Annotated in this window: 13 protein-coding genes; 7 read left to right on the forward strand and 6 right to left on the reverse strand. The window is 69.8% G+C overall.

The genetic code is table 11. The annotated features are described in order from the left end of the window. Positions 1–10: 10 nt before the first annotated feature. From ACZ4TO_RS17805 to ACZ4TO_RS17815, 3 genes are all read left to right on the forward strand, one after another. Entirely contained in the window at positions 11–844 is an 834-nt protein-coding gene (locus ACZ4TO_RS17805; protein ID WP_468024662.1) for a fumarylacetoacetate hydrolase family protein, read from the forward strand. A gap of 835 nt (positions 845–1,679) precedes the next feature. Continuing rightward, the gene (locus ACZ4TO_RS17810; protein WP_468024663.1) at positions 1,680–2,303 is read left to right on the forward strand and encodes a TetR/AcrR family transcriptional regulator; all 624 of its coding nucleotides are present in this window, start codon (positions 1,680–1,682) and stop codon (positions 2,301–2,303) included. 67 nt (positions 2,304–2,370) lie between these two features. Continuing rightward, the gene (locus ACZ4TO_RS17815; RefSeq protein ID WP_451075836.1) at positions 2,371–3,030 is read left to right on the forward strand and encodes a TetR/AcrR family transcriptional regulator C-terminal domain-containing protein; all 660 of its coding nucleotides are present in this window, start codon (positions 2,371–2,373) and stop codon (positions 3,028–3,030) included. Positions 3,031–3,495: 465 nt separating this feature from the next. Here ACZ4TO_RS17815 and ACZ4TO_RS17820 read toward each other — a convergent pair whose 3' ends face one another. From ACZ4TO_RS17820 to ACZ4TO_RS17835, 4 genes are all read right to left on the reverse strand, one after another. Further along, positions 3,496–4,281, reverse strand: coding sequence for an MBL fold metallo-hydrolase (locus tag ACZ4TO_RS17820; RefSeq protein WP_468024664.1), 786 nt, complete (start codon positions 4,279–4,281; stop codon positions 3,496–3,498). A 135-nt stretch (positions 4,282–4,416) separates the two neighbouring features. Continuing rightward, on the reverse strand, positions 4,417–5,376 hold the full coding sequence (locus tag ACZ4TO_RS17825; RefSeq protein WP_382786040.1) for an MBL fold metallo-hydrolase: 960 nt from the start codon (positions 5,374–5,376) through the stop codon (positions 4,417–4,419). 50 nt (positions 5,377–5,426) lie between these two features. After that, the gene (locus ACZ4TO_RS17830) at positions 5,427–7,088 is read right to left on the reverse strand and encodes an FAD-dependent monooxygenase (RefSeq protein WP_382786037.1); all 1,662 of its coding nucleotides are present in this window, start codon (positions 7,086–7,088) and stop codon (positions 5,427–5,429) included. 114 nt (positions 7,089–7,202) lie between these two features. Next, entirely contained in the window at positions 7,203–7,688 is a 486-nt protein-coding gene (locus ACZ4TO_RS17835; RefSeq protein WP_385044019.1) for a MarR family winged helix-turn-helix transcriptional regulator, read from the reverse strand. Between the two features lie 137 nt (positions 7,689–7,825). Between ACZ4TO_RS17835 and ACZ4TO_RS17840 the strand changes: the two genes are divergently transcribed. Continuing rightward, entirely contained in the window at positions 7,826–8,497 is a 672-nt protein-coding gene (locus ACZ4TO_RS17840; protein WP_468024665.1) for an NAD(P)-dependent oxidoreductase, read from the forward strand. Positions 8,498–8,694: 197 nt separating this feature from the next. Then, positions 8,695–9,093, forward strand: a complete 399-nt coding sequence (locus ACZ4TO_RS17845; protein ID WP_468024666.1) for a hypothetical protein — start codon at positions 8,695–8,697, stop codon at positions 9,091–9,093. A 120-nt stretch (positions 9,094–9,213) separates the two neighbouring features. On the opposite strand, the gene ACZ4TO_RS17850 is transcribed toward ACZ4TO_RS17845, so the two are convergent. Next, positions 9,214–10,371: a Gfo/Idh/MocA family protein gene (locus ACZ4TO_RS17850; protein WP_468024667.1), complete on the reverse strand. Its 1,158-nt coding sequence runs from the start codon at positions 10,369–10,371 to the stop codon at positions 9,214–9,216. Positions 10,372–10,516: 145 nt separating this feature from the next. Further along, positions 10,517–11,080 (reverse strand): PadR family transcriptional regulator, encoded by a 564-nt coding sequence (locus ACZ4TO_RS17855; protein ID WP_382786021.1) that lies wholly within the window; start codon positions 11,078–11,080, stop codon positions 10,517–10,519. 82 nt (positions 11,081–11,162) lie between these two features. On the opposite strand from ACZ4TO_RS17855, the gene ACZ4TO_RS17860 reads away from it, so the two are divergent. Then, positions 11,163–11,555, forward strand: coding sequence for a nuclear transport factor 2 family protein (locus tag ACZ4TO_RS17860; protein WP_382786018.1), 393 nt, complete (start codon positions 11,163–11,165; stop codon positions 11,553–11,555). Positions 11,556–11,606: 51 nt separating this feature from the next. Next, positions 11,607–11,981 (forward strand): four-helix bundle copper-binding protein, encoded by a 375-nt coding sequence (locus ACZ4TO_RS17865; RefSeq protein WP_382786015.1) that lies wholly within the window; start codon positions 11,607–11,609, stop codon positions 11,979–11,981. Positions 11,982–12,008 lie beyond the last annotated feature (27 nt).

Raw genomic sequence — 12,008 nt, forward strand, 5'->3', positions numbered from 1 at the left:
GGCGGAGCAGATGCGACTGGCCACGCTCTCCGACCGAGCCGTCCTGCTCACCGATGACGGCGCCGTCGACATCGCCGACGTCTCGTCGGGCCGCTTCGGCCCGGACCCCATGGACGTTCTGAACGACTGGACCGCGTTCCGGACCTGGGCCGCGAGCGCCGAACTGCCCGCGGCGAGCCCGTACCGGACCGCCGATCTGGACGCACCGGTCCCGCGGCCGCGCCAGGTCTTCGCGGTGGCGCTGAACTACCGCCCGCACGCCACCGAAGCCGGCTACGTCCCGCCCGAGGTCCCGCTGCTCTTCACCAAGTTCCCGAGCTGCATCACCGGCCCGACCGCGCAGGTCGAACTCCCCAGGGGCAATGTCGACTGGGAGCTCGAGATGGTCGCCGTCATCGGCGCGCCCTGCCATCGGGTGCCCGCGAGCGAGGGCTGGGAGGTCGTGGCCGGGCTCACCGTGGGGCAGGACCTCTCCGAGCGCGTCCTCCAACTCACGGGCAAACCACCGCAGTTCTCGCTGGGCAAGTCGTACCCGGGCTTCGGGCCGACCGGTCCGGCGCTGGTGACCCCCGACGAGCTGCCGGACCGGGACGACATCGCGATCGAGTGCCTGCTGAACGGCGAGAGTGTCCAGGCGGCACGCACCAGCGAGATGATCTTCTCCGTGCCTCGGTTGGTGGAGTTCATCAGCGCGGTGTGCCCGCTCCACCCCGGCGACCTGATCTTCACCGGGACCCCGGCCGGGGTGGGCAACCGTCGCGTTCCGCAGCGGTTCCTCGGCCCCGACGACGTCCTGGTCAGCCGGATCGAGGGCCTCGGCGAGATGCGCCAGACCTTCCGCTGAACGCGGCCTGCGCCGGCCGCCACCCGGGAGGTCGGCGCAGGTTCTGTGGGCGGATGCCGCCGGGTGTGGCCCGGGCCAGCCGGCCGAACGACTCGCACTGATCGAAGGCGATCGTGACCGCGCCGGCGCAAGCAGCTGTACTGACCGTCCCGAGGTCGTTTACGACACGGAAAGGATTCCATAAAACTTACGGCGTATGTACACTGTTTCCTCAAGTCAGGATTACGGAATAAGTCGTGTCAGGGTGGGAGGTCGTCGATGAAAGCCCGGCACGGGCGGCTCGGCCCGACGCAGGACAGGTCAACGAGGCCGCGGCGGCCATCGACCGGGACGGTCCGGACTTCTTCTCTGTGCGGAAACTCGTGGTGACTGGGCGTCGAGGGGACCTGGCAGGAGCGTGTGAGGGCGCAGGCCGTGGCTTTCGGGGTCACGGTCGTGCGGTATCCCAAGGCCTCCGCCCTGGTTCGTCCCGCCCGGCCCGCACAGTCGCCGGCGGCCATGGAGAACGCCCGTTGCGCCTTGGCCGGCTTCCCCGAACCCGGGCTCCCGCCCCAGGAACCCGTCCCAGCGTTGCGGAGCTTCGCCGGTTCACAGTCGGCGTGATCATGTGGGAACTGGGCTAGGCCATCACCGTGGGCACGGTCGAACCGGACCAGGTCGGGCGGAGGGTCGACGAGATGGTCGCCCTGGGTGTTCCGCGCCCGTCCGCCGCCGCGTCCTGTCTCGCGGTGAGCGACCATCAGGCCGGGTTTCAGCACGGCATCGAAACTGCTGATCTTCGGCCCGGCGGCGCGGGTGGGGGTGGCGTACGACGGGGCCGGCAAGGGGAGTGCGCATGAATCCGCAGGCAGAGGCCAGGAGGCGACAGTGGCGCGGTCTGCGCCGTGCCGAGCAGATCCTGGACGCGGCAGAGGAACTCGTCGCGGCGGTCGGTGTCGAAACCGTCGGCATGAACGCCGTCGCCCGGCACGCAGGTGTATCCCCCGGCACCCTCTACCAGTATTTTCCGCACAAGCAGGCCGTCGTGGAGGGGCTGTTGCAGCGGTTCGCGGAACACCTCCGCGCGGAGACCGCGGTCGCGCCCCGAATCCTGGACGAGAGGACCGGCCCGGCGAACGCATTCGCCGTCTCGGCCATGGACGAAGTGCTTCGTGCGGTCCTGGTTCTGGCGGAGGGGCGTCCAGCCCTGCTGCCTCTGCTGTGCGATCCGGGCCCGGTCGGCGAACCCAACGCACTCTTCGGGGCGCTCGCGGCTCGTCTGACCCTCGTCCTGGTTCCCGAGTCGGCGCCACGTCCTGTCGACTGCGCCATCGGTGAGCTTGCGACCCGTTTCCTGGTCCAAGGCGTCGCGGTCGCCCTCCGGTGCGAGGCCCCCGAGGCTCGGAACGCCGTACTCGCGCAGACACGGGCGGCGACCCTCGGTGCCTTGCGGGGCTCTTCGTACGGGGACTCCTCGTAACGCTTGAAACTTATGAGATAAGTTGATACAAGGCGCAGGGGCGCGCCGCTGATCGGAGGGATGGGCGATGGCGCAGAGGATGACTCGCCGGGGGCCGCTGACCAGGCAGGAAATCGTGCGTCAGGCGCTGGTGTTGGCCGAGACGGAGGGCATGGAGAAGCTGTCGCTGCACAAGATTGCCGCGGCGGTGGGAGTACGGACCATGTCGCTGTACAACCACGTCGATGACAAGGCCGACGTGCTCGACGCCATGGCGGACGTGATCCTCCAGGGCATCGCCGTTCCCGACGCCGAAGAGTTGCCGTGGGAGGACGGACTGCGCGCCATCGCCCGTTCCTTCCGGGCCGCAGCCCTGGAACACCCCCGTTCCGCGTCCCTGGTGCTGACCCGGCGGCTGAACGCGCCCGCCGTCATGCCCGTCGTCGAGGCCGCGCTGCGTTTCCTGAACCGTGCCGGCTTGGAAGGCGCTGAAGCCGTACACGTTCTGCGGGCGTTCATCGCATTCCTGGTCGGGACGCTCTCGCGTGAGGTGGGGATGGCCCCGACGTATGCCGGCGCCATCCCGGGGGTGACCGCAACGAGCGAGCAGGAACTCGTCGACAGCGGGCTGCCGGCGGTGGCCGCCGCGGCGGGCGAACTGGCCGTGATCGACCACGAGGCGGAGATGGAGTTCGGCCTTGAGCTCCTCCTCGACACCGTCCGCCGCCGGGCAGTGGCTCCTTCCTGACACCGGCGTGCTCGGGAGGCACGTCACCCGACCCGACTCGTCCCTCTCCGCGAGCCGCACCGTACGGCGAGGGCGTCGATCAGGACGCCCACGGCGAGCGCGAAGCCGATGGACTTGAGCGCGTGCGCGGGCGGTGAGAGAGGGGCCGCGTCAAAACCCTGCCGCCGGGCTGTTCGCCCGCCTGGAGTGCGACCCGGTCGCCACACTCCCAGCCGTCCACGTCGGGGCCGAACGCCGCAATGGTGCCGGCCACCTTCGTTGCTCAGGACCAACGACTCGGTGCGCCTACCAAGCATCCCGCCGAGCTCGCCCGAGATCAGTGCCCGTCGGACAGGGGGGGCGCCGGCCGCCTCGACCTCGACCAGGACTCCAGCCCTGCCCGGGGCGGGCTGGAGAACCTTCTCCACCCTCAACTCACGCTCGGGAAATGCACACACGCACGGTCGTCTTTCCTTTACTCCTCGGCTACGCACTCGCCCGTGCCTTCTCGTACAGCACGGGATCGTGGGCGTTGACGATCATGAGGCCCGGGTCGGCCTGCCGGTGCAGGTCGGCGAGGCGGGCGTGGTTGTCGCGGACCTTCCTTCCGTCGTACGCGACGACGGCCTCCATGCCGCGCAGCGAAGGCGGGACGGGGGAATGACCGTCCAGGGTGCCGTGGTGGTAGAAGGCGTCACCGGCGTGCAGGATCCAGCGCGCACCGGCGTCGACCGCCACGGCGGCGTGCCCGCGGGTGTGGCCAGGCAGGGCGATCAGGACGATGCCGGGAGCGATCATGTCGAGCTCCCTCGCCGCCGCGAATCCGCGCCACTTCTCGCCGTCGGGACGGTGTTCGACGAGCTTCGGGCCATGATCCCATTGGGGTTTCCGGTAGCGGATCCGCTCGCGCCACGAGGGCGAGTGGACGGCCCCGCGGGCCTCGTCCGCCGTCAGGTGGACCTGGGCGTCGGGGAAGTCGGAGAGGCCACCGATGTGGTCGGCGTCGAAGTGGGTCAACACGATGTGGCGGACGTCGTCCGGGCGGAACCCCAGCCTCTCGACCTGCCGGACCGCCGTCTCGTCCGGGTCGAACGCCGGCCGCACGAAACGGCGCGCCGGTCCGACACGCCGCTTGGGGGCGGCGATGTCACCGAGACCGTAGCCGGAGTCGACGAGGGCCAGGCCGTTCGCGGTCTCGACCAGCAGGACGTGGCAGACGAGAGGGGCCCCCGGCGGACGCATGGTGCCGCAGTTCAGGTGGTGGACTTTCATGGCAGATGTCCTTGAAGAAAGTAAGGGTGGGTGGACGCTGACGCACGTACGGCGTACATCTATCCCGTTTCCCCGTGAACTTACAGCATAAGTTTCTTCGAACGTGCGCCACCTTGCCCGACGGCGAATCACCGGTCAGGACGGCCACGGGTCGGCCCGCCGGCCCACCACGGGCAGCGTCAGTGCGACTCCCGTGCGTTCGGCCTTGCGGGTCAGGAAGCTCATGGTGGCCGTGAAGTCGTCGAAGAAGGCGGGGAAGGGCCGCAGTGGCCGATCGAGCGGGCGAGTGAAGTCGTCCCAGTGAATGGGTACGACACGTCGGGCACCCGTACCCGTGACCAGCAGGTCCCAGTACTCCTCCCGGAACGCCTCGTCCTGCTTGCCGAGCGCGCCGATCCCCAGGTACACGGTGTCGGCACGGTGACCGTCGAGAGCGCCGGGCAGGCTGTGGGCGCTGGCGTGGACGAGGAGTTGGCGTTCGCCGTGGCGGACGTGGAGGGTGTAGCAGTCGCCGGTCCGGTAGTCCGTCGCGCGGGCCGGCGGACTCAGAGGGCGATCGATCCGGCCGGGAGCCAGGTCGCCCGGGCTGTGCCGGGCGGGCAGGGCGGTGAGGGTGAAGCGCCCGATCATGAACGGCTCGCCGGTGACGGCCGGTTGGAAGCGGTCGACGGGGAAGCCGTGCCCGGCGGCGATGTTGCGGGTGGAGGCGGAGCCGATGAGACGGGCGCCGGTGGCCGCGGCCACCTCGGGAGCGTCCAGGGCGTGGTCGTAGTGCGAATGGACGACGAACACGGCGTCGAGTCGATCGATACCGGCCCGGCGCAAGGCTGCGGTGATGCGTGTGCGGTCCGGTCGAACCCGGCCGAACCGCACACGCAACAGGCCAGGACGGCTGAAGAACCCGTCGGTGAGGATCGCCGTGTCACCGTCGTCCAGCAGAATCGTGGACACGCCGAGGAACAGGGTGCGGGGCGCCCCCGGCCGAAGCGGTGCCGGCGGCTCGTACAGATGCGTCCAGGGGGCGAGGCTGGGCGCCCGGAGGCCCCGCAGTATGGCTGCCACACCCGGGCCACGGCGTTCGACGCCGACATCCATGCCTCACTCCTCGCTCAAGTGGATAACTGAACAAAACACATGACGAACCGTCAGTAATCATCACGACCGATGATCTGCTCGATCGCCTCCGTGAGCTGCTTCCCGGCGGCCGTCGCCGCATCGGCCGACCGCCAGCCGACGTATCCGTCCGGCCGGATGACGACGGCCCCGTTGGAACCGATTCCGTAGCGGCGCAGGAACAGGCCGCCGAGGTCGGTCAGTCCGGGAGAGCCGACGGTGTAGCCCGCCACCGGGAGCCGCAGCCGGTGTGCGGCGACCGCGGCCGCCTCCCGCCAGGCGGTGCCGTCCGGGCCGGTGAGCACGGTGAAGCCGGGGCCGAACAGGTCGAGGGTGGACAGCGTGTCGTCGGAGCCGAGGCGGACGTGTGGTGCCCGGCAGCCCGGCGTGGCGCTGGGCGCGTAGTCGGAGTAGTCGTCCTCGACGGGCGGCGGGCGGGTGCCGTCCGGGACGATTGCGGCGGAGTCGTAGACGGTGCCGAACTCGACGCCGAGATGGTTGCCGTAACGGCGGGTCTCCCGAAGGATCGTGTCCGGATCCAGATCGTCGCCCAGACCGTAGGCCGCGGCGCCCATGCGGGAGACGTTGCGGTAGTTCTCGTACGACTGGTCGGCCGTCCGGCGGGCCGGAGGCCGGCGCTCGGTGTCGTACGTGTCGAGCAGCGACCAGTCGGCGAGGCCCTGCACGCACAGGGCGAGCTTCCACATGGCGTTGTGCATGCCCTGCAGACCGGTGTTGACGCCGAGTCCGCCGGTGGGCGGGAACTGGTGGGCCGCGTCCCCGCACAGCACGACCCGTCCGAGCACGAGCCGTTCGGCCACGGTCACGTTCATCCGCCACACGCCCACACTCCGGACGTCCACCTCCAGTCCGGGCACGCCGACAGCGGCGCGGACCCAGTGGCGCACCCTGTCGTCCGTCCACGTCTCGCTGTTCCACTGCTCCGGCGGGACGGAGATCTGGCACAGCCAGCGGCCGTTCGCGTCCAGGGGCTGGAGCACGCCGAGCGCATCGGAGCCGGCGACGTACAGGAGCACTCCGGTCCGCTCGCCGACGTACTGCTCCACGGGCGAGTGGAAGTAGCAGTTGACGAAGTGATGAATGCCCTGTTCGCCTTCGAGCCGCACGCCGAGCGTCTGCCGTACGAAGCTGTCGACGCCGTCGGCCGCCACCAGGGCGGCGCCGGACAGCGCGTACGACTCACCGGTGCTCTCGTCCAGGACCCGGACTACCGCCTCGGCATCCAAGTCGCCGGCGCCGGAGGTGACTTCGGTGACCCGGTGGCCGAACCGGAACTCCACCAGGCCGGTCGCTGCAGCCGCGTCCCGCAGGATCTCTGTGAGCAGGTCCTGCGACGACATCACAGGGAGTGCCGGGCTGACCTCGGGGCCCGGCCCCTCGAAGCCCTTGGAGTCGATGTGGCCGAACTCCTTGCCGACGACGGTGTCGAAGAAGCGGATGGGACTCTTCCAGCCCTCCGGGGTGTCGATGCCGCGAAGCCGCCCGTAGACCGCCGGGCCCCAGCCCCTGGCGATCTCCATCGTGCGGGTGTTGAAGTTGCGGGTCTTCGGGTGCCGTGACGGCGCCATCCGCCTCTCCAGTACCACGCTCGGAACGCCGAAGCGCGCGAGTTCCAGCGCGGCTCCGAGTCCGACGGGGCCGCAGCCCACGATGATCACAGTCCCAGAGGTCATGACAGGGGCTCCGTCCCAAAGCCGATGACTTATGCCGTAAGGCTGACTGCAGTAGAATGCTTATGCTGTAAGTCTGTCAAGGGATGCGAGGTCGGAGCGATGTCCTCGAAAGGGTCAACTCGCGGAGGGTCGTCGGCGGGACGTCCCGCGGCGTGGGGCGTTGCGCAGGTTGTCGCGGACTCGGGTGAGGATGTCCGCCATCGCCGTGACGTCCTGCTCGCTCAAGGGGCCGAAGAGTTCTCGCGCGACGAGGTCGATATGCCCAGGGAGTACGCGCGTCAGGACCTCCCGGCCGGCCTCGGTGATCGCCACGGTCACCGAGCGTTCGTCGTCGGGTGACGGGGTGCGGACGATCAGGCCGTTCTGTTCCAGGCGGTCGGCCTGGTAGGTGAGTCCGCTGCGGCTGTAGACGACGCCGTCGGCGAGATCGGTCATGCGCACGCTCCGGTCGGGAGCCTCCTCGAGCTGCGCCAGCACGCGGAACTGGATGTAGCTGAGGTTGCCCTCGTCGCGCAGCTGCTTCTCGACCAGTTGTTGCAGTAGGGCTCCGGCCTCCATGAGGGCGAAGTAGGCCGCGACGTGTCGGGGGGTCGGCTCCATGGTCCACCGTCCTTGCTTCGAGTTCGAAGTATGCTACCGTTTTCAAGTGCTTCGAATTCGAAGCACTTCGCCCCTTTGCTTCGAATTCGAAGTAAATGGTCCAAGAGGGTCCGAGTGGACCCTGGAGGAGGAGAATCATGAAGATCGTCGTACTGGGTGCCACCGGCAACATCGGTTCACACGTCGTGAAGGAGGCGTTGTCCCAGGGGCACGAGGTCGTCGCGTATGTCCGGAACCCCGACGCCGTACAGCGGCAGACAGGGCTGACCGTCGTGCGGGGCCCCCTCGATGACCGTGCCGCACTGGCCAAGGCCTTCGCCGGCGGCGACGCCGTGATCTCCGCCATCGGCGTGGCCCTGCGCGCGAAGAAGCCCATCGACCTGATGCAGCGCACCCTGCCGGTCATCACCGCCGCCGTGCAGGACGCCGGTGTCGAGCGGTTCGTGCTCGTCTCCGCTTTCGGTGTCGGGGACACGGCCGCGAAGGCATCGTTCCTCGGGCGGCTGGTCTACAAGACGGTCGTCGCCGCGATCTTCAAGGACAAGGCGCTCTCGGAGCAGAACCTGCCGGTAACTGGTCTGAACTGGACGATCGTCAACCCGGTCAACCTCAAGGAGGCCCCTGCCGTCCCCGCAGCCACGGTCAAGCCTCTCGACCAGGTCGGCAGGGTCCCCGGCCTGCCCACCCTCCCCTTCGCGAACGTCGCCCGCGCCCTGGTCGAGATCGCAGCCGACCGGGGCCTCGCCGGGCAGCGCGTGCTGGTCACGACCGAGAAGGGATGGAAGCCTCAGAAGCACGCGGCGGCTTGAGATCGGGCCGCGGCAGGGGCGGGCGGTGGTCGGCCCGTCGTCGGGGGCGGTTTCGTCGGTGGGCGTGGCGGCGGTTTCGCGGCGACGGCTCACGGCCCGTAGGGCCGCATCGATCGCGCGTTGCGGCGCCGCAGGCGCTCTGTCGGCGTGCCGGGCGGTGGGTGTGTACTGGGTGCTTTCCGCATCGAGGGGGACGTATGCCGCGAACGCCGGATCCGGGAGTGCCCGAGTCGGAGCAGGAGGAGGAGCCCTGGCTGGACAGTCGCGAGGTCGCCGCGCTGTGGCCGGTGCGTGACGAGTGGCTGCCGGGTGCGGCTGGGCGTATGGATGTCCGCGTCCGCCGGTACGGCGGGGAGAGCCGGGGCACGTACGGGGCGGCGCCGACCTTCTACTCGTACCACCCCCGGGATGTACGACGGGCCGCGACGGCAATCGCCGAAGGGCGCGTCGACATCCCCTCGGTCTGGCGTACCGATACGGCCGACGGTCGGCGGGCGGAGTACTGGAGCAGGTTCCGGTTCCGTCTCACCTGCGGTGTCCTCCTGGCCTTCGCCCTCTGCATCCTGGGGTTGGCGGTCTACGCCCTGGTGACCTGATTCTGGAGCCGACGGGCAGCGGGTCTCTACGGGACTCGCGCCTGGCCCGACAGCGCCAGGTGGCGGGTCTCTACGGGACTCGCGCCTGACTCGACAGCGCCAGGTGGCAGGTCCAGAGGGCTATGCCTCCAGCGTCACCCACGCCCCCGACCCCGCCGAGCGGGCCATCGCGTCCAGCGCCGTCGCGCTGCTGACCGCGTCGGCCGGCGTGGCCCCGTACGGCTTGTCGTCGGCGATGGAGCGCAGGAAGGCGTGCGCCTCGATGACCTTGAGGTCGTCGTAGCCCATGCTGTTCGCCGCGCCCGGTTGGAAGGACGCGTAGTCCCCGGCGCCCGGACCGACGTACACGGTGCTGACCGGCTGGTCCTGGTACGTCGTGCCCCGGCTGACGCCGAGTTCGCCCATGCGGCGGAAGTCCCAGAAGACCGCGCCCTTGGTGCCGTGGATCTCGAACCCGTAGGCGTTCTGTTCGCCCACCGAGACACGGCACGCCTCCAGGACGCCGCGCGCGCCGCAGGCGAAGCGCAGCAGGCAGTTGACGTAGTCCTCGTTCTCCACGGGGGCCGGCTCGCCGCCCGCCGCGCGCGTGTGGCCCGCGGTCGCGCCGGCCGGCCGGGGCCGCAGCGGTACGAAGACGGCGGTGTCCGCCGCCAGCGCCTCGATCTCGCCCACCAGGAAACGCGCCAGGTCCACGCCGTGCGAGGCCAGGTCGCCGAGGACGCCGCTGCCGCCCCGCTCCCGCTCGTAGCGCCACGTCAGCGCGCCCTCGGGATGGGCCGCGTAGTCGCTGAAGAGGCGGACGCGTACGTGCGTCACCTCGCCGATGTCCCCGGAGGCGATCAGCTCGCGCGCCGCCACGACTGCCGGTGCGCCCCGGTAGTTGAAACCGACGGTGCCCCGCACCCCGGCCTCGGTCATCGCCTCCGACACCGCCCGGGCGTCGTCGGCGGTCAGTCCCACCGGCTTCTCGATCCAGATGTGCTTGCCGGCCGCGGCCATGGCCACACCGATGTCACGGTGCAGGAAGTTCGGCGCGGTGATGCTCACGGCCTCGACGCGCGGATCGGTGGCGATCTCCCGCCAGTCCCGGACAGCGCTCGCGAAGCCGTACCGTGCGGCGGCCTCCTCGGCGCGGCCGGGCGCCTCGTCGGCGACGACGATCGGTTCGGGGCGCAGGGCGAGTTCGGGGAAGTGGTGGAGAACGCGCGCGTACGCCTGTGTGTGCACCCGCCCCATCCAGCCGAACCCCACGACAGCGACACCGAGCGCACGCACCACGATCGCCCTCCTCAGCACCGGACCGAACGCGAACGGACCAGACCAGGCTCACATGAAACCGGCTCGAAGTGATGTGAAGGGACAGGAACCGCTACGAACCGTGATCGACTTGGGTCAAGACCAGGTTGGTGCGAACAGGGCGCCTTCAGCGGGCCCGCGTCGCCCGCTGTTCCAGGATCCTCAGCGCCCGCTCCGCCCAGTCGATGATCGCCTGCTCGAAGGCGCGCCCTCCCAGGAGTGTGAGATACGGGCCCACGCGCTCCGCCTCGGCCAGGTACGCGTCCTCGGTGCGCCCGTCGAGCAGGCGGGCGCCGATCCGTTCGTAGTGCGCCAGTTTGGCGCGCGACCACTCCAGCCGTTCGGCGATCGCCGCGCGGACGGCGTCGGCGTCCCCCATGTCGAGGGCGTACACCTTGACCATCAGCTCGTCGCGGATCGCGGTCGGCTTCGCGGGTGCCGAGGTGAAGGAAGCGAGCGCTTCGAGGCCGGTCGTGGTCAGCGAGAAGAGCCGCTTGTTGGGCCGGCGCTCCTGCTGGACGACCCGGGCCTCGATCAGCCCCTCGGACTCCATCCGGTCGAGTTCCCGGTAGAGCTGCTGCGGGGTCGCCATCCAGAAGTTGGCCACCGAGGCGTCGAAGCCCTTGGCCAGGTCGTACCCCGACGCCTCACCCTCCAGGAGCGAGGCCAGTACCGCGTTGCGCAATGCCATCCGGCAAGGCTAGACGCCCCGCACTCACAGGACTAATCTTATCCACACCTAATCAACTAATTGAGTATGAGAGGCGGGCGCAATGAACTCCTTCCGCAAGGCCGTGGAGGCCGGAGACCTCGACGCGGTCGAGGAGCTGCTGGCCGACGACGTCGTGTTCACCAGCCCCGTCGCCTTCAAGCCGTACCCGGGCAAGCCGATCACCGCCGCCATCCTGCGGGGCGTCTGGCGTGTCTTCAGCGACTTCCGCTACGTCCGTGAGATCGCCGGTGCCGACGGCCGCGACCACGCGCTCGTCTTCACGGCCAAGGTGGGCGACAAGGAGATCAACGGCTGCGACTTCCTGCACTTCGACGAGGAGGGCCGCATCGACGAATTCACCGTGATGGTCCGCCCGTTGTCGGCGGCGCAGGCTCTCTCCGAGGCCATGGGGGCTCAGTTCGAGCAGATCTCCCGGGAGGCGGCCGGCGCCTGAGCGCGTGGCCTCGCGCTGTTTGAACCGACTCCCTCCGGCTACCCGCCTGTTGTGACGACGACGCCATCACAGCAGGAGCTCTTCCGGTACCTGGAGGACCGCTTCGAGTGCGCCCGGGCCTGCGCCGAATGCGCCAGGACCTCCACGCTGCGCGCGAGCCTCATGGATCCCGACGGGCCCAAGCAGCAGGAGGCCGCGCGGCGGTCGGGCATCCTGTGCGCGGAGGTCTGCGAGGCGACCTGCCATGTGCTGTCCCGTCATCCGGGGCTCAGCGACCGGGAGCTCCGCGCCCGGCTGGAGTGGTGCCGGGACGTCTGCCTGGAGTGCGCCGAAGCCTTCGACGCGTGTCCGGGGTCGGAGGCCGCCGCGCGGAAATGCCGCGAATGCGCGCGCTCCTGCACGGACTTCATCGCCACGTTACGGTGAGGCCTCGCGGGCCCACGTCGGGCGGCC

Source organism: Streptomyces sp. NPDC028298 (assembly GCF_055565895.1).